Here is a 17,599-nt window from a genome sequence, read left to right on the forward strand (position 1 = left end):
AGCGCTTCTCCTAGGATTACCCCTAGGACCTGCAGCGCTCGCCTCCGTCAAACAAGGCGGCCGTCAACGGAGGCGTACAAAGCATGTACCAGGCGGGCACGAGTGCGCTCCCGGTAAGATGGATCAGCCAGGTGACGATCGGCTGAGCTGTGCCTCCGAATATCGCTATCGCAAAAGCGTATATCGCCGCGAAGGCGCCACCACGAATGTTCCTAGGCAAACCTTCGGCCATGCTCACGTAGAAGGCGCTATACGGAATCGTTCCGATCAGGCTGAGGGCGCCGAGACCTCCTAGAAGTGCGAAGGCACTGCGGCTCTCTGCAATCCACAAGAATACCGGATAGGTCATCAGCAATGCAGTGAGCTGCGGCCATATCATGATGCGACGACGACCTGCACGGTCGGCGAGCAGACCGCCCAGCAGTGCTGCAGCAATTCCGACCACATTGGTGATGAGCGTGGTACCAAAGGCGAGCGGCGCGGAAACGCGGAGGGTGTTCATCGCATAGGTGGTCATATATCCCATAACATAAGTAGTGATCGTGCAGCTGGCCAAGATGACAAATCCCAAGCTCATGATGCGGCGATCGGCACGCGATCGGCCTCCAGGCTGGGTGACCAGGACGTGCGCCTCGGGCTGGTGTAACGTTTCGGGTAAGACGCTCCGCAACCAAAGTCCAAACGGCAATGTAGCGGCGCCGAGCAACAGCGCGATCCGCCATCCGTACGCATTGAGCGCTTCGCTTGTCATGGTAAGCGAGAGTATTTCTCCAACCGACGCTCCGGCCGTCGCAGCTATCTGCTGGCTCGCGGGCTGAAAGGAGACAGCAAGACCGCGCGCGTCAGCGGGGGCTGCTTCCATCAAGTAGGCCGTCGTCGGCCCCACTTCACCTCCGAGAGCAAAGCCTTGCAGCAAGCGTGCGAAGACGACCAGTGACGGAGCGGCAAGCCCTATTGTCTCATACGATGGCGTGATAGCTAACAATAGGACCGCGGTACTCATCATGATAAAGCTGGCGGTCATCGCGGGCCGCCGGCCGGCCCGATCCGAATACGAGCCGAGTACGATGGCCCCGATCGGTCTGGTCACAAAACCTGCGCCGAAGGTTGCGAGTGACAGCATGAGGCTAGCGAACGAGTCGGTCGCCGGGAAGAACGCTTGGCCGATCTGTATCGCGAAAAAGCTGTAGGTCCCGAAGTCGTAGAATTCGAGAATATTGCCGATGGTTGCGCCCAACACGGCGCGGCTCGTCAAGCGTTCGTCTGCGGGATCGAGGACCGATTCCAGCCTCCCTCGAGTAGATTGCCTCGACATCCTCGACCTATCTGAAGCGCGATCCCTGACCCCAAAGAGTTTGGCCAGGTAGGTCGCACTGTTGCATTCCACTTGCCGAACTCGTCCCTCACGGCGATTGCACCAGTCACCATGTAGGCTGAAGCGTGTCACGACGAAGCTCACCGTAACGTCTGCAATAAAAATGCCTGTCTCTGTGCCACCATTTAGCCCTTGATCTGATGGTTGGCCTGGCCGGCAAGGACAAATATGCGAACCTGCTGCAGTTGTTGGGCGCTGCAGACGTTGCGCGGCTTTGGCGAGTTTGCAACAAATTGGCGGGCAGCGAAGACGATTGACCACGACTCCAGCCATTTCAGGTCGCCTGGTTGCGTCCACACCTTAGGGAGCGGTGGGCCACGCCCTTCAGCGCCAGGCGCTTGCCGCCACTGAGGGCGCCTGCGGCGGTTTCTCGCGCGCGTGCAAGATCACCACTTTATAGGTGCTCCACCTAAGGCCGCGGCCGGGTCGCCAGCGAACGGGCGTCCTCGTCTCCCTCGCATCTAGCGACAATCAAGTCCCGGACCGTCCGTCATTCGTGCGTTCGGCGCCGCTCGCCGTGCATCTCGGCTATCTCCGGCGCGAGGCGCCCCCGGGGGCGGGACAAGGCGCGGCGTATTCGGCCTCGAGGCCGACGGTGCCGATCTCAAATCGTTCGGTGAGCGCCTGCCAGTTTCAGGGCCGTACATTTTGATCGATCACTTGGGGAGCTGTTAACGCAAATCAGTGACGCCACACGTAGGGGCTACCGTTCGTGTGCCCGGACGGGCGAGCACGAATGCGGCCTACGTTTCTTTGCCCACGGACCGTTGGAAACAGAATTCACTCGTGTCCTGAATAAGGAAAATCGTCGTAATTCGTGCGCGCGGTGTCGAAGTCGCGCTGAAATGTCTGCTGCCTGTAAGCGCGCCCTGTCACGAGCGCCATCTGCATGACGCAGAGCGTAAATAGAAGCCAGAACGAACTGGGCGGTTCGTATTGGCTCACCTGAGAATGTAGCATTCCGCTCGACCCGGCTATCGATCCGAGGTTCCATCATGGCGCGCAGGATCACAGGCACTGGGGACGTCGCGAAGTCCCATTACACGCAGTGCCATCCGCAGGGGACCACCGGCACCGCCGCACCTGAATGATCGTCTCGGCTGCTTTGCGTCTGAGCGATTTCGTTCTTCATCTATTTAGGTGAACAGTTCGCTCCGCGGTTGCCCGGACTCTCACGTAGGCGCGCTCTCGTCTGTTCTCGTGCGGGCGGCCCCGTCATCCCGTATTGCCTTACCTGAGGATGTTACTTTCGCTTGAGTGATGTAGCTACGGCTGTCGACCAGTCTGAGGTTGCACCACGGCACGCAGAAGCGGAGGACAGGGGCCCAATACTGCGGCCAGCGCCGCACCTTTAGCCATGCGCGGAATGATCGTCTCGCCTGCTTTGCGTCTGAGCGATCTCAACAAGCGCTGCACGATGGTGTGCTTGCGGCGGGCCGAGCTGTCCGGTGTTGCTCAGCGAGGCGGAGACTTGCCAGCACGCTCAGGCAGGGCTACTCGGCCGCCGACCAGCGCTCGATGCTGGCTTGTTTCGCGCAAAATTGGGCGGCGAAACGGGTGACCGTGCAAGGCATACGCGGGAGCGGCGGCAGGCGGTGCCGGTGCGAGCCTACATAGTCTTGGTGGGCGCGGAGGTATTTTCAAGGAGGTGGAGGCAAAGGTCACGTATCTGCAACGATCATCGCGAGTGGCGCAGTCGCTTTGCGTAGCAGTGGGAATGGGCGGGCTTATCGGATCGAAATCCTGTCAATTGGCACTACCAGTTCTGGGCGTTTTGCAAGCACTGCCTTCTCCGTAGGATCGCAGAAACATCGCATGCACATAGGCGTGCGCAAACAGCTTCGAACCGCAGAAAAGAGCGCTATGACTAACATCAATCTCACCTCACCATCTATTGCAGGTGCACGCGGCGAACAGCGAGACATCACCGACAAAAAAGCCTTTAATTGGAGAGCGCCGGCACGGAGACGTCGAGGTTGCCATATTATACGAGGAATGAAGCCGAGGGCGCCGATGGCTGTAGCAAGAAGGCGCGCGCGCGCCATGTACGATCTCGACCGGTGCTGCGCAATCTGGTGGCTCTATCGTCTCCATTTCGGGTTCACCCGCGACGTGATGTTGGGGCTCGCCGCGGTCACTGTTGCTCAGAAGGGATCCCGCTGCGGAATTTAGGAATCGCAGCGTCGAGCGCCTTCCATACAGGATCGGCCACCGAACCTCCGCAGGTTGCGCGTTTGGCTGGCGGACAAAAGCGGTGCTCAACGCTAATCGCCTCAAGTCCTCGCAGCCAACAAGGCGGCAAATCACGTCGAGTACCGGTGGCCGCGCAGGGGCGCTGATGGTGCCGGAAAACGCGCCAGCAGGCCGCGAAGTGCGAACCTGTGCTCGCACTTCACACCACAACTTGAAACTCATCGACGCATGATGCTGCCCGTAGCAGAGTTGCGAGCGGCCGAACGGAGGCGCAAGCGATCGTCGAGGATTGACGTACTGCGACGATGAGCAAAGGCGGCCGATGCGCAACATGCCGTCCTTGCTAAAAACCGATTGTCAGGTTTGAGATTGTCAGGTTTGAGCCGGACGTCCAAAATTCGACACTTACATGGGCCGGTAACGCCTGGAGAACCTCCAATCTTCAAGCGGCACGCTGCCTGCTCCATCGAAAGCCAGCGGACGCAATTCCCGCATGCCCGCGCTTTGAAGCCGAGTATGCATCTTCCGAATGCTTCCACTCACCTAGGAAGACGCTCAAGTCCGGCTGGCTAACTTCAGGACCACTCCCATGAAAAATTCGCATTTTCTCGCCGCGTCGCTATCCATGAGCTGTTTCATGGCCGCCGGACTGTCCCAGACGCTAGCGCCTGCGACAGGCGCCGAGGATCCTTTTCTTTGGCTTGAGGAGATCGAAGGGCCGCGCGCATTGGCTTGGGCTCACACCGAGAACGACAGGACACTCAGTGCGCTCCAATCCGATCCACGTTACCAGCGCTTCTACGGGGAAGCCCTCTACGTTCTTCAGGCCAAGGACCGGATTCCGTACGTCTCATTGGGACGGCGCGGTCTCGATAACTTCTGGCAGGACGAGAACCAGGTGCGCGGCGTCTTGCGGCGCACGACGCTTGAAAGCTATCGCACCCAGAGCCCTCGATGGGAGACCATCCTCGACGTGGATGCTCTAGCTGACGCGGACAAGAAGAACTGGGTCCTTAAAGGGGTGAGCTGCCTTCCGCCTGAAGAGCGCCTATGCTTGCTAAACCTGTCCGATGGGGGGAAGGACGCTGGGTTCGTCCGGGAGTTCGACGCAGTCGCCAAAATCTTCACGAACGGCTTCGCACTTCCCGAGGGAAAACAGCAGGTTACATGGGTAGATAGGGACACGGTCCTGATTACACGAGATTGGGGCGAAGGGACCATGACCCAAGCCGGTTACCCTTTCGTTGTGAAGGAACTCAAGCGCGGTCAGTCGCTCGCGGAAGCGCGCGAGGTCTTCCGTGGCGAGCCGACCGATGTCGGGGCCACACCATTCGTGCTGCGCGACAGTGAAGGCACGATCCATGCGACGGGCGCCGTGCGCGGCATTAGTTCGTTCGAGCGTGAGTATGTTCTCATTGGGGCCAAGCCGACTAAGCTCAATCTGCCAAAGAAGGCGACCATCGGCAGCATCGCGAGTGGTCGCCTGCTGGTGACGCTCAACGAAGACTGGATGCCGCCGTCTGGAGACACCCCCTTCTCAGCCGGCTCGATCATCTCGTATGACCTGGTCGAATGGAAGCAGGATCCGCTGCGCGCCAGACCCTCGCTCGTTTTCAAGCCTGGGCCTCGACAAGCGCTCAGCGGATTCACTGCCACAAGAAACTTGTTAGTGCTAACGATTCTCGACAATGTTCAGAGTAAGGCGTTCGTCTACAAGTACCATCAGGGCGCCTGGCAGGCCACCCCGATCCCGCTGCCAGAGAATGCGAGTGTCGGTCTGGCTGCAGCATCGCATGAAACGGACGAGGCGATGTTCACCGTCTCCAGCTTTCTTAGCCCGACGACGCTCTGGTACTTCGATGCTGCAACCGAACGCCTTGAGACACTGAAGGCGACACCTCCTAGGTTCAACGCCTCGAGACTTGTTGTCGAACAGTTCGAGGCAATCTCGCGCGATGGCACGCGCATTCCTTACTTTCTACTGCGACCCAAGAGCGCAAGGTTTGACGGATCAACTCCAACGCTTCTCCATGGCTATGGTGGGTTTCAGACACCGCTCATCCCCTCTTACGTGGGCCTCACCGGACGACTCTGGCTCGAGCAGGGCAACGCGTACGTTGTCGCGAACCTGCGCGGCGGGGGTGAGTTCGGGCCCCAATGGCACCAGACTGCCCAGGGAGCAACGAAGCAGCGCACATGGGATGATTTTATTGCTGTCGCGGAGGACTTGATCCGGCGCAAAATCACTTCTCCCCGCCGGCTGGGCGTAGTCGGCGGTAGCCAAGGAGGCCTTCTGGTAGGGACCGCAATCACCCAACGACCCGAGCTCTTCAATGCGGCCATCTTACAGGTTCCGCTGCTCGACATGATGCGGTTCACCAAGCTGGGCGCCGGAGCCTCCTGGATCGGCGAGTATGGCGACCCCACCATTCCCGAACAGCGCAAGTGGCTCGAGGCCTACTCGCCCTATCAGAGGTTGGTGCCAGGTAAGACCTACCCGGCTCCCTTCATTCTCACGTCAACCAAGGACGACCGCGTGCATCCAGCGCATGGCCGAAAGGCAGCGGCCAGGCTCGCTGCACTGGGCCAACCGTACCTCTACTATGAGAATACCGACGGGGGACATAGCGCCGCCGCCAACCTCATTGAACAGGCACGCCGGATCGCTTTAGAATATACCTATGCATCCCGGCGGCTTGTCGATGAGTGATGTCGAGGACTAAGATCTACTTCGATGGTGATGACGCTCGGCGGACTACGTTATCGGCATCGGCGTCAGCAAGCCCGTGTTTGCTCATTCTCCGCAGACTACGGTATCTCCCTGAATTCGACCGATCAGCTAGGCCCTCAGTCTGCCTATCAGTTCGGGTAGGTCACTCAAGGCAGATTTCTCGTTAATACCCACGAGGCATTTCGTGTGAACAGCCCTCAGGCAAACCGGTGCGTTAGTCGAGATACCCACCGCCATCGGTCGGAGGCGAGATGTAAAACAGTGCGGGCGCGGCTCGGTGCTAACCGACCCGGGGGCTGAAACCAAGCCAACTAGTCCCTACCACATCCGCACTGCCGTGGAGACTAGCGGAAAGATGACTCGGCGCTGATCGATCTGGAGCAATAGCGCTGTCCCTGCCACATCCCGTTAACTCCAAAGGGCTCTGTATCTGTGATAGCTTACCGCAAGCTGACCCGCCTTGCAGTCGATCAATGATACGTGGGCTATCGATACCCACTCAATCTGCCACGGAAACTCCTGCGACCACTCGGACATGCTCTCAGTCTGTCAGCCGTCACAACTTCAGCGTCACCCGGACGGTTCTCCAAATGTGGAACGCAGCTACGGTATTACGGTCGGTCCTCAATGAGGTCTGCGTGAGCCTTTCCCAGTACGAGACGAGCGCTCGCGTTGGTGTCGCTTTGAGAATTCTGGAGTCCGCCAGCGCAGGTGAGACGAGGTGCGATCGGCTGAAAGAAGTCGGCCGCGAAGCGCGCTTTCCAATGCCTCGATAGCGGCGCGCCTCGGCATCACGCAGGTCTCCCAGGGCGTCAATGATGTTGGCGGGCACGGTGTTCGTCACGCTAAGCGAATGTAACGGCCGTACATTTTGCCTGCTACGCGAGCCCGCACAAACATGGCGAACCGCGCCCATAAGGTTCTGCCAGGGAAAATAGCAGGAAAGCTGCGGCAAGGTTTGACCGACGTTCGAGAAACCTCTGACCGCGGGGCCGGACCGTTGGAGGCCGTCTTATTGCTTGCGCTTTTGTGTAGTCGTCCGTTAAGAAGGCGAATTGAACGGGGCGGGACGGCCGAACGTGCGCCATAGCTGGAGCAGGATGAGGCACAAGAGTTCTCTGAGCCAGGCGAGGATGCGGCGGAAGTTGTGGCCCACGGCTGAGAGGATGACGTTAGCCGCATCGCCGGCGCGGCCTTTGAGGTAGCAGCGGCCGAGGTGACCATCGGCCTTCAGGTGTCCGATGATGGGTTCGATGGCGGAGCGGCGGCGCAGCTCGCGCTTGATGACACCGAAGACGCCGCGCTTCTGGCCGGAGATGAAGATCCGTCGGGGATTTTGTGCGTCGTGGCCGCGGTATCCCTTGTCGACATAGGCCCGCTCGATCGCGCAGCCGGTGAGTGTCTCGGTGCGGTCGATGACGTCCCGCAAGGTGTGACCGTCGTACGGGTTATCGGGTAGCGCCCTGGCGTGCAGCACAAACAGGCCCCCGGGGGAACGGCGTTGTTGGTGACGATGGAGGCTTTGACGCCGAACTCGTAAGGCGCGGCTGCTTTGCCCTTGCCGATGCACTCCACCTCCGGGGCGTGGAAGGAATAAAGCTTGAAGCCGCGCTGGCGCTGCTGCTGCGAGCGGATCTGCGAGGCCCGGCTGAGCGGGAGGGCGAACGTGTTCTCAAGCACAGCCTGACCTTCGATCTTGCGGCGGATATCGCGGATGATCCGGCCCAGTCGGCTGCGCAGGATGCGCAACTGCCGCTGATGCCGCTTGAATTGCTTGGCATGGCCGTAGCGTCCCGCCATCATTGTCGCGGTTTTGGCAATGCGCAGATAGGACTGCCGCAGCTTGACCCCGTGCTTCCTCGCCAGACGGTTGAGCCCCTTGATCGCCGCGTGCAAGAGCTTGGCATCGGTCGGGAAGGTGATCGCCTTCGGCTGCACGGTGGTATCGACTGTGACCCGCTTGATGTCCTGGCTGCGTAACGCGCCGGCCTCGTGTGCCACCCGCAAGCTCTCGGCCAGCAACAGCTCCAGCTTGTCGCCGAGCCGCTTGCGCCAGTGGCTCAGGTCCGAGCGCTCGTGCGGGAATGCGTGCTGGAAGAACTCTTCGCCGGTGAAGTACTGGAAATATGGGTCGTGGACCCAGCGCTCGCACACCCCCTCATCGGACAGCCCGTAAATGTGCTTGAGCAGCAACAGCCCGATCATGAAGCGGGTCGCGATCCCGGGCCGACCATTCTCGCTATAGAGCGGGGCGATCTCGCCGCCGATCCAGTCCCAATCGACCTTGCCGGCGAGCTGAACCAGCTCGTGCTTCATATTGATGATTTGGTCCAGCCTGGCCCGGAACAGATCGCCCGATCCCGTCGTCCTGTGCTTCTTCGGTCGCATCGCCACCTCCGATGCGATGACGGAATCATGGTTGGCGATTCGACGGAATCCTGAAAATGAAATTGCAAGGTTCCGACGCCCGAAGCATCAAACCCCTGCAAATGCAAAACAGTCCACAACGACAAATGCGATTCTAGCTCAATCGCTTAGCCACTCTTCACGGACGACTGTGTACCCACGGTCTCGCGCCACTTCGGTCGCGCTCCGCAGGCACTAGTCACATTGAAGCCTCTTTCCGGGGCGTGGATTGGCCACGGATCGCCCTGTGGCTGAGCCAGGGCGGCCCCGCGGTCTGATTGGCTGCGCGAGTATGGATGCACTCGGCCGCCAGGCGCCAATTCCGAGCAAAAATACGGCGCCTGAGCCTTTGCAACCGCCGCTGTCCTGCTTGTTGTGATGCTACATCGCCAAATATCTCTCAGGGAGATCGGCCGTTGGTTAGATCGCTGTATTTCGCTGTCGCGGCGGTGCTCTTTTGGGACGCCCTCGGCAGCTTTTCTACTTTCTTTGGAAGTTGCCCTTCTAATCGTCGCGCTGGCTGGTCTCACGAAATTTCTTTCTGGATTGGCACTCTTCCAATATTTGCGGGCATTTTCAGTCTTGCGTCGGCCCGAAGTCGCTCGCCAGGATTTGCTCGTGGGTCCATTGCTTCAGCGCATCGTTGTTGAGTACCGAGTTGACCAAGGCATTCCAATTCTCACCCGCCTCTCTCCATTTCGTTTTTCGGTCGGGAATGTTCCGCAGCAATTGAAATGCCGTCGTTGCGATCTTGCTTGCCTCTTTCCCTTCAGCAGCCTCGCGGATCACGTCTTTGAACAATTGTTCGGGAAAGGCCCAGCCGGCGCCCGTGAAGCGGTCGGCAAACATGTATTCGAACGAGGCGCGAAACACGACCGCCGCTAACGCGTCCTCATGTTCCGAGCCCGCGCTGCGCAGTTCGAACCATTGCAGCAGTCTTCGAACGGCTGCAGCAGGCGAAAACTGCCAGTCCCCGAGCGTCAGAGATACGAACATATACGCGATGTCTGTTTGAAGTTCGTCGTCCAGGGACACGTACCAACGTTTGATTGCTTCAATAGGGGTCATTTGAAATTGCTATGAAAACGCAAGAGCACGATGCGCCCAATCCGGCGCGCTTGTTACGGCTCCGGCTCGAGCTGTTACAGAGCAGCAGAGTAAATCCAAGCTGCCGATCCATGAATTGGGTGGGACGCTGTGAGCGTCGCGGCGAGTAGGTTCGTGGTCTCAAGTTGTTGACCTGTTAGGCGTTCCGCAGCTGCTGCTCTCTTGAAGGTTCTTGCATCTTCAACGCGGCGTGCAGGCGCGCCTTTTCCAGTCGTTGCCTGACTCCGCTAAGGCAACTAGCCAGCTTTGCAAAGTCCGCAATATCGAGATAACCAGAAACAAACTCATCCAGTTCTTCATGCTGAGCCGCGATGCTCGCAAGTGCACTGCGAGCGCAATCTGTTAGCGACAGGTGGACGATTCGTGCATCGTTCGCGCAGCGCTCGCGTCGCACAAATCGCCTATCCTCAAGTTGTTTCGAATGCTTCGTAATGAAGGCCGACTCAACCTTCATCAACTTTGCAACCGCGTTGACCGGAACACCGTCGCCCTGTTCCAAGTCGATCAATGCCATCAAGATCATCATTTGTGGTGCAGCAATGCCCAGCGCATGCGCTTGGAAATAGCGAAGGTCGTCCAAACACACATTAATGGCTCTGATCTCCCACGTGAATCGCCTGAGCACATCCTGACTCACGGCAAGGCTCTTCCCGAGCCGTCTTTTCGATCCTGGCAGCTTGGACGGCATCAGATTTCAGGGAGCCCCATCCTTAAACTATTCCGGGCGAGCAGAGGTCAGTGGGCGGGGACTACATATGCGCTTACCTCGAAGCGTCGAATCTCGGGTCAATAAATAATCCACACCAAACTGCCTTCCGTACCAACCGTTTTTACCGGTCACTCGGTGGCGAAGCTGCCTGTTGTAAAGCACCTTCACACACTCGCCCCGGTGAAATTACTCAAAAACTAAGTTTTACATGCAGAATTCCGGCGTCATGAACTGCTTTTGATGCAGTTACAGCGTCTAAGGCGCTGAAAGTCGCGAGTCCGCTCTGTCATCGGAAGCACGTTCACAACGTGCCACTGCTCGCTGCGCCCAAGCGAAGTCTGCCGAACAAGGCTGCGTTTGCGCCACCTCAACCTCGACCAGACAACCCGAAAAAGCTGGCGTCTGTCGATGGCCACTTAGTTGCCGAAACTCTCCAGGGTGATAATTCGCCGAGGAAATCGAAGTGCGCCAGACTGCGTCTCCAATCTATCACCGCCTAGGCCGCTGCGGCACCAACGCTCGGCAATAGCTCCCTATTCCACGATAAGTCACACCCCGGATCGAAAGACAAGTAATTGCAAGTCAGTTCTTCACCAGGGCGTACGTCGCGGGCTGTGAAAATTCTGCAATGTTCGTCATGATATGTGTTTGGATGACTGCTGTGGTTCATGAAGCGAGCGTTGTCAGCATTATACTCTACGACACCATCATCAACCTTGTAGTCTCTCGGATAGGCATGCTTATCAAGTAGAGCCTGAAATGTTGGAGCTAGAGTTTCGTATTGTTCGCGCGTCACCGCAATGTCAACGATCGGGTTGTGAACCCAAACTAACGCGCCTTTAGGCAAACGGGTCGCGGAGAAAAGTCCAATCCCGCCAAACTGGTCTGGCTTCAAAATAGTTTCAATAATCAACATCGAAGAAATCTCCCAAAGTCACTAACACCCATCAAGCTAACTGACGGCAGTTGCGAAATCTCCTGCATGAACTGGTAGCTTCGTCTGCGCGTCTTCATCACAATCTGGAGTTCCTCGGCATTCGTTTCGGCTGCGATGCGCGGGATCGCCTTCCGCGGCACCACTATTGTGGTGATGCTGGAAAGGGGCTGCAAGTCGGTGGGATTCTGGGGAAGGATCCGCGCCGATCAAGGAGGCGAGATCGCGTCGCGCGACCGGACCTGTGGACTCTCAGAGGGCGGCGCGCTGGACTTTGTCGCGACCCTGCAAGCCGCCGACAAGGCCTTCAAAAGCAGGGGAAGAATGCGTCAATGCCCATTCGTTCCTGTACCTTAACAGAATGAAAGTGGAAACATGGGCAGACATTGTAGCGACGAGTGGGCCCGTGAGGGGGGGCGGCAGTCGCCTTCGATTTTTCTGCACTTCACCTCGCCGTACCCAGCCCGCCGACGTGATCACGCTCTTCACAAACACAAAAGGCGCCATGGCTGTTCGGCTCAACAAGGAGCCGCTAAGCGATGGCGCCCGCAAGTTTGGTTGGGACCGGCAGTGCTTATCGGCACCGCCCTGAACCCCACTAAGCTCGCAAGAGTCGCTGAAGCAAGCTATCGTCCATCAACAAGCCGCTACCCGAGTTATCTGGAGCGGCCCCTCACGTAGTGACCGTCCCTGGTGTCTACATCTATGGATGATGGATGAGCCGCACGTCATTGGAGCCTCCCGGCCCCAAGAGGGCCGTGTAACGCTCGCCGCGAATGTCGTATTGCTTCATCGGCTCCTCTGCGTCCGGCAAGAGGCCCCAGCGGCCGAGCTTTGAGATCATCGAAATTGGGGCGGGTTGGGTGCCGTGCGAAAAGCCCTCAGGAACGGCGAATGATGCGGCGTAAATCTCGCGGGCCGCGGGCGGCGTCGTCTCAGCTCTGGTGGACGCCGGAGCGGCTTGCTCCATCGTCTGTGCAAACAGTGCTGGTGAGGGCCGATTCGCCGGCTGTGCGCTCGGCTGCGAAACGTTTTCCGGTCGAGATCCGAAATGAATGGGTGCGCCTGATAGATTGAGTGGAGAGCCGCCCCTCATCGCTGCCGCGGGCACGAACAGCGCCGTGAAGCGGTCATTATGAACTATGAAAGGAGCGGGTGGGCTGTCCTGGCTCGGCGGGACGCTGCTACCCTCATGCGCGCCTGACGTGCGCTGGTCGTCCTGCCGCGAGTTGAAGGAACGAACCGCCGCTCCTGAATCCACGGCGTGGTCATGACGCTCGGTTGGTTCGAGAGACGATGAGCCGGCGTTTTCCAGCATCGTCCACAGCAGATCCTGAGCGTAGTCTTCCGCAGGAAGGATCAATGGACGGCTGGCCCGAAAGGGTGCGCCGGCGCCTTCAATCAGCTCGCGAGCGGCTGAATTGCTAGGGTCGCTTGGCTGGCGCTCAATGGCATCGCCTTCCGTCTGACCTAGTGTCCTCTGCCTCTTCGCGGGCCTCAACTGGCCAGTGTAGTCCTCACCGATCAGGGCAGCGGCGGCTTCGCCTCCGGTGACTGCGCGTTCGGAATGAGAACCGTCGGCCCTCTGGTGCTCAAGTCCCAAGGCCTCGGCGAGCCTGAGACCTTCTTCGGACAGATGAGGATAGTAGGGATCAGCAGAAACCGGATCCTCTGCTATGGCAGAGGTACCAAGCTGCGGCACTTCATCCAAGTACGGCTCAAACTCCGCTTGCTGCGGTTGCGCTTGCGGCACCGCGGCGTTGTAAGCAGAGAACTTTGAGTCGAAAGGGTTGATGCTGTTAAATGGGTCCATGTCCCCCTCCGTTCGAGTGTGTCGCTCTCTCGTTCTCGCTCTATTAGGACCAGCTGTCGACAAGCTGACGCAGTCAGAGAATTCGGTGAGCCAAACGGGCCCGCCCGGTCGCCAGACTTTGCTCGAGAAACGCGGCGAGATGCCGGATTGCTCTTCAATTGGCGCGCCTTCCGATCTTCGCGGGGTCTGTGGACGACCTAAACCAAAAAAGGTTCAGACCTTTGCCGGCCATACATGATCAGCCGGTGGCTTCCTTGCGCACGTCGGATGACGAGCCGTCCGCCGACGGGTACGGCGATCAGATCGACGTTGAAGCCCTTGCCGTCATGCAGACCGCGCCGATTTTTGGTCCAGAACGCACTCTCCTGTGATGACGAAGGCCTCATGGCTCGGCTTCTTGGCTTTAAGTTTTGCAGGCATTGCATTCTCCAGGTTGGGTTGCCGCGAGGGCAGGACCGGCCGGGAGACAAAAACGTTCTGGCTCAATTAACAGGATACGGCGCGGCAACTATTCCCGAGTGTCACTTCCATATCAGGTTTTCAAATCTATAAGCGAGTAGCTTGTACTCCGGCCGCCAGCAGCGTCCTTCCTGAGGATGCCGTGGCCGATGAGTTCGTCGATGTCCCTCGCGGCCGTAGCCTGGGAGACTTGCGTAAGTTTCGCCCATTTCGACGACGTAAGTTTTCCTTCAAATCCATTGAAGAGGCGATTGAGCACTAGCCGCTGACGCTCGTGAACGGCCCAGAAGTCCGCCTTGCGCAGAATGCCGTCGAGAATAATGTCCGCGCCATCGAAGGCGCGATCTAGTCGAGGAACCACGTTAGCCGGTCGGTGATGTCAAGATTCCCCTTCTGGGTTCTCTCTAGGATGCAGTAATACTCATTCCTCTCAGGGCGTATTTGAGCTGACATGCTGTAGAACCTCTGCGCAGGGAATTCTTTTCCGGAAAACATCAATAAAATCAAAGCTAAAGGGGCTTGTGTCCACCGTGGAAGCCCGGTCGTGCGCTGCGGTCGCCCCGGTGGTTTGGGTAGCGAGGAGGCCCAGGAAACGGACCAGTGAGGGCGCTGGGCCAACCGCACATTCTCTGGTTGACACGGGCCAGCTCGGTAACACTAATGCTGCTGCCCCCTGTAACGACTTGCGAAGACGCCTTCCGAGGCTCCTATGGACAAGTCAAGTCTTAGCCCAGTGATTGTAGCCGGCTTGTTTACGGTGGTTGGCGTCGTCCTTGGCGGGTCGCTTACATACCAGTTCGGCGACAAACTCGAAACCAACAAGCAGCGGCTGCAAACTCAGCTATCGGCGTATGCCGATTTGGCTAAAGGGCAAGCAGGCTGGCAACGAGCACTGGCAATACCAGACGACAACCCCAACAAGAATACGGCGATAGAAGATGCCAACCTCAAGATCCGTGACGCCGCCTTTCGTATTGTAGTTTTTAGCCCCTCCGCGGTAGTCAGCGCACTCGCAGCATTTGTGAGGGAAACTCACCACGAAGAATGTACTGCCACCAAGGCCGACCTCCATGTTTACCGGACTATGAGGGCACAGGTCCTCCCAAACGACCACGTAACAGACCAAGATATTGCTATGGCGCTTTTTGGTTGCGAGCTGAAATGACTGGGCGATAGATGGGGCTCGCGGCAAATCACCACTGAGTGTTGGGCGACATCACGTCCTTGTCTCTTTCCTCTCCATGCCCGCTGATGCGTCGGCCCGGTGCCCGGTGCCCGGTCGCTGGTAGCTCCTAGCTCGAACGAACGCATGGCGGGGGCGCGCTGTGGCCTGTTAGGTTCCCCGAATGATCCAGCTCCGCACAGCCATGCCAACGCTCGCGACGCTTTCCGGCACGGCCTCGGTCCAGCAGAAAACCTACTACGATGCGAGCGGTCGGACCGTCGCTCGCTCCTCGACCGACAGTCGAGGGACGGTCACGACCCGCGATAGCAGCGGCCGCGTCATCACCCGAAGCATTAACCCGCCGGTCATAGGCTCATTCCAAGGTAGCTATCAATTCACAGTGGGGAGATAATGGCTCTGGACTATGGAAGCGTTCCGCAGTGGATCACCGCACTCATCGCGGCAACCGCGGGATATTTGGCGTTTCGTTCAATTCAATCCCAGCGAAGCATTGCGCGACGCCGCGCGGCTTTCGATCTTTTCCTCAAAACGGAAACAGACGAAAAGATGATTACGGCGTATGACCACTTCCACGACGGCGTCGCGGCGATGAGGGAGGCTTCTAGTGCAGAGCATTTCTGCTCTAGCGAGGAGACGCGCAAGCAATATCTCTCAATCCGGAAAATACCTAAACGTGCATGAACTTGTCGCCGTTGGCATCCGGGAGGAAGTCTTGGACCCGGAGGTCTGCTATTCGTACTGGGCTGATACCCTCACCAACAATTACGGTGAGGCCAGCCTGTACTCGATTTCCTCACCAAGAGGGATAAACAAGTACGCATACTCAGACCTGCATAAACTAAACATCGATTGGTCGGAGAGAAAGCGACGGGCGGCGAAGACATGAGCCCGTGGGTTGCGGGTCCTTTGAGGCGCAGAGGAAAAGCGGGGGACGCCGTCAGGATATTTGGGTTTTTGATTTACGTGTGGACCACGTCGCCAGTTCGACTTGCGATGTGGAGGGGGCCTGCAAAAAGACCCCCACTCTTTTTTGGAGCCCCAGCTCCCCCGACGGCAAAAGGGCATTGGCAGCGAGCGCTTCGCGCCGGGAGGGCAAATTACCCCGCCGCTTGCCGCTGGAGATCCCCCCGTGAAGAACGCCGTCCTCGCCGCCATCGCCGGCCTTGTTGCAATTGCACCTGGTCCCAGACCCCGGAGAAAACCGCCACGACAATCGGCGTAGCCTACGAGGGATACGCCCGGTCTCGCTTCCTGTGCGTGTCAAAAAGGGCGCCCCGATGCCGAGCTTCGAGGAGCTGCATCCTGGGTCGACCGTCCGCGCCGAGACCGCAAAGCATGATTACGCCGCGTTATATCAGTTCGGCGCCGAGAAGGGCATCGCCATGGCCAACGACACCTTCAGCTCTGACGACACCATCGCCATGTTCTGCAAGATGCTCAGCTCGCAGAGCAGAAACTCCAGAGGTAGTCTGCCCAATCTTTTTGCCGAATGGTCGAAGCGCATGCTCGCCTTTCAGGGACTGGCGCAGTCATCGCGTCTGGTGGCGCTGCGGGCGATCAAGAGTTCTGCCGACAGCCCGCATTCGTTGTGGTGGCCCGGAGAACGATAACAGTGACCGATACCCGTGCGCTACTTCACAACTCACACGCGCGTGCTGTAGTGTCCCCGGTCAAGATGGGTGGGGGAATTCAATGTCGTCAGAGGAAGATGCAATCTGGCAAGTACTGATCAACGGGGCACAGCGCGGGCCGCTCCGACGATCACAACTGCTGATGGGCTTGCGCGATGGTACCATTAGCGGCGACCCGGCTTGGAGAATTGGGTACTGCTTCGTGAAGTGCGGGAGTTCTGGGCCCCTCCTAACCCACCAGATCCCAAACCAGAGACAATTGTTTCACCACCTCCGCTCCAAGCGGATATTCCGTTGGCGCATGTCGATAGCAAATGGAGCCTGTGGAGGGCTGCAACAATAGGCTTAGCCATCGCATCGTTCGTGCTAGCGATCAGCGCCTTCACGACACAAAGTTGGTTCCTGGCAAACATCGGATACGCACCAACTGTTGGATTGATCGGCGAACTGATCGGCCAACTCCTCCTCCTGCCGCTCCTTTTCTTTTGGTTGCCGTGATACGCAACACCGTGAGACGGCCCAATTTGCGTCCATCAAGTGCCAGCGCAGTCCAGGGGGCTGCGGTCTTCTTTGGTATCCTGATCGTAGTTGGAATTTCTCTTAGGATTTTTTGGTTCAGTCTACTTCGCTCGCGACGAAATCATTGAAGGCGACGCACGTGCCGAATTCACCAAGGCCTTCAAAGCAGGTTGCCTCCGCTCGCAACGAAATGCGGTGATCAACGCTGGGTTCACGGACGCGCAACTAGACGGCTATTGTAACTGCGCTGGCAATTCCGTCGCATCGACCTTCACCGACAGGCAGCTTGCCTTGGGAGATAAGGAAAATCTTCGCAAAGCCGTTGAGCAGGTCGCACCATCGTGCCGAGGAAAGCAATAGGTGTCCTGCATCGAATTCGACGGCGCAATTCCGTATCCGAGGCGAACGAGTTCCGTTACGCAGTCGTGCTGTTCTATTACCGCGAGTTGGCGCAACAATGCGGGACAGGCCCAGAGGAGATGATGCACATTGAGGTGGCGGTGCCCGCCGGCGGGGCCGGCGAGTCTTTCGCGCAG

Annotated in this window: 13 protein-coding genes and 1 pseudogene; 7 read left to right on the plus strand and 7 right to left on the minus strand. The window is 58.5% G+C overall.

What is annotated here, in order from left to right; translation table 11 throughout:
* Positions 1-22: 22 nt before the first annotated feature.
* On the minus strand, positions 23-1,315 hold the full coding sequence (locus XI06_RS16890; protein ID WP_271605925.1) for an MFS transporter: 1,293 nt from the start codon (positions 1,313-1,315) through the stop codon (positions 23-25).
* A 2,842-nt stretch (positions 1,316-4,157) separates the two neighbouring features.
* Between XI06_RS16890 and XI06_RS16895 the strand changes: the two genes are divergently transcribed.
* Entirely contained in the window at positions 4,158-6,278 is a 2,121-nt protein-coding gene (locus XI06_RS16895; RefSeq protein WP_271605926.1) for a prolyl oligopeptidase family serine peptidase, read from the plus strand.
* Positions 6,279-7,341: 1,063 nt separating this feature from the next.
* On the opposite strand, the pseudogene XI06_RS16905 reads toward XI06_RS16895, so the two are convergent.
* From XI06_RS16905 to XI06_RS16930, 6 genes and pseudogenes are all read right to left on the minus strand, one after another.
* Positions 7,342-8,687 (minus strand): annotated as a pseudogene (locus tag XI06_RS16905) (IS5 family transposase).
* A gap of 594 nt (positions 8,688-9,281) precedes the next feature.
* Positions 9,282-9,773, minus strand: coding sequence for a hypothetical protein (locus XI06_RS16910; protein ID WP_271605928.1), 492 nt, complete (start codon positions 9,771-9,773; stop codon positions 9,282-9,284).
* Between the two features lie 175 nt (positions 9,774-9,948).
* On the minus strand, positions 9,949-10,500 hold the full coding sequence (locus tag XI06_RS16915) for a MarR family transcriptional regulator (protein ID WP_271605929.1): 552 nt from the start codon (positions 10,498-10,500) through the stop codon (positions 9,949-9,951).
* A 517-nt stretch (positions 10,501-11,017) separates the two neighbouring features.
* A complete protein-coding gene (locus XI06_RS16920; protein WP_271605930.1) occupies positions 11,018-11,437 on the minus strand; it encodes an SET domain-containing protein in 420 nt (139 codons plus the stop codon).
* 721 nt (positions 11,438-12,158) lie between these two features.
* Positions 12,159-13,268, minus strand: coding sequence for a hypothetical protein (locus XI06_RS16925; RefSeq protein ID WP_271605931.1), 1,110 nt, complete (start codon positions 13,266-13,268; stop codon positions 12,159-12,161).
* Positions 13,269-13,465: 197 nt separating this feature from the next.
* Positions 13,466-13,654 carry a hypothetical protein gene (locus XI06_RS16930; protein WP_271605932.1) on the minus strand — a complete coding sequence of 63 codons (189 nt, stop codon included), beginning with the start codon at positions 13,652-13,654 and terminating at the stop codon, positions 13,466-13,468.
* A gap of 782 nt (positions 13,655-14,436) precedes the next feature.
* On the opposite strand from XI06_RS16930, the gene XI06_RS16935 reads away from it, so the two are divergent.
* The 6 genes from XI06_RS16935 to XI06_RS16955 all read left to right on the plus strand — a co-directional run bounded on the left by XI06_RS16935 (position 14,437) and on the right by XI06_RS16955 (position 17,423).
* On the plus strand, positions 14,437-14,892 hold the full coding sequence (locus tag XI06_RS16935; RefSeq protein ID WP_271605933.1) for a hypothetical protein: 456 nt from the start codon (positions 14,437-14,439) through the stop codon (positions 14,890-14,892).
* 411 nt (positions 14,893-15,303) lie between these two features.
* The gene (locus tag XI06_RS16940; protein WP_271605934.1) at positions 15,304-15,594 is read left to right on the plus strand and encodes a DUF4760 domain-containing protein; all 291 of its coding nucleotides are present in this window, start codon (positions 15,304-15,306) and stop codon (positions 15,592-15,594) included.
* Positions 15,587-15,799: a hypothetical protein gene (locus tag XI06_RS43855; RefSeq protein WP_442869456.1), complete on the plus strand. Its 213-nt coding sequence runs from the start codon at positions 15,587-15,589 to the stop codon at positions 15,797-15,799. The genes XI06_RS16940 and XI06_RS43855 overlap by 8 nt, the downstream gene beginning before the upstream one ends.
* Before the next feature lie 391 nt (positions 15,800-16,190).
* Complete coding sequence (locus XI06_RS16945; protein WP_271605935.1) at positions 16,191-16,523, plus strand: hypothetical protein; 333 nt, start codon at positions 16,191-16,193, stop codon at positions 16,521-16,523.
* Positions 16,524-16,838: 315 nt separating this feature from the next.
* Positions 16,839-17,042 (plus strand): hypothetical protein, encoded by a 204-nt coding sequence (locus XI06_RS16950; protein WP_271605936.1) that lies wholly within the window; start codon positions 16,839-16,841, stop codon positions 17,040-17,042.
* A 90-nt stretch (positions 17,043-17,132) separates the two neighbouring features.
* Positions 17,133-17,423, plus strand: a complete 291-nt coding sequence (locus tag XI06_RS16955) for a hypothetical protein (protein WP_271605937.1) — start codon at positions 17,133-17,135, stop codon at positions 17,421-17,423.
* Positions 17,424-17,599: the final 176 nt, after the last annotated feature.

This window comes from Bradyrhizobium sp. CCBAU 11434 (assembly GCF_028128895.1).
Lineage (GTDB): Bacteria > Pseudomonadota > Alphaproteobacteria > Rhizobiales > Xanthobacteraceae > Bradyrhizobium > Bradyrhizobium zhengyangense.

Bases quoted from the DNA above. Each gene is read 5' to 3' on its own strand.
- XI06_RS16915 (WP_271605929.1), bottom strand. From the start codon at position 10,500: ATGCCGTCCAAGCTGCCAGGATCGAAAAGACGGCTCGGGAAGAGCCTT.
- XI06_RS16890 (WP_271605925.1), bottom strand. From the start codon at position 1,315: ATGTCGAGGCAATCTACTCGAGGGAGGCTGGAATCGGTCCTCGATCCC.
- XI06_RS16925 (WP_271605931.1), bottom strand. From the start codon at position 13,268: ATGGACCCATTTAACAGCATCAACCCTTTCGACTCAAAGTTCTCTGCT.
- XI06_RS16945 (WP_271605935.1), top strand. From the start codon at position 16,191: ATGCCGAGCTTCGAGGAGCTGCATCCTGGGTCGACCGTCCGCGCCGAG.
- XI06_RS16895 (WP_271605926.1), top strand. From the start codon at position 4,158: ATGAAAAATTCGCATTTTCTCGCCGCGTCGCTATCCATGAGCTGTTTC.
- XI06_RS16930 (WP_271605932.1), bottom strand. From the start codon at position 13,654: ATGAGGCCTTCGTCATCACAGGAGAGTGCGTTCTGGACCAAAAATCGG.
- XI06_RS16920 (WP_271605930.1), bottom strand. From the start codon at position 11,437: ATGTTGATTATTGAAACTATTTTGAAGCCAGACCAGTTTGGCGGGATT.
- XI06_RS16940 (WP_271605934.1), top strand. From the start codon at position 15,304: ATGGCTCTGGACTATGGAAGCGTTCCGCAGTGGATCACCGCACTCATC.
- XI06_RS16910 (WP_271605928.1), bottom strand. From the start codon at position 9,773: ATGACCCCTATTGAAGCAATCAAACGTTGGTACGTGTCCCTGGACGAC.
- XI06_RS16935 (WP_271605933.1), top strand. From the start codon at position 14,437: ATGGACAAGTCAAGTCTTAGCCCAGTGATTGTAGCCGGCTTGTTTACG.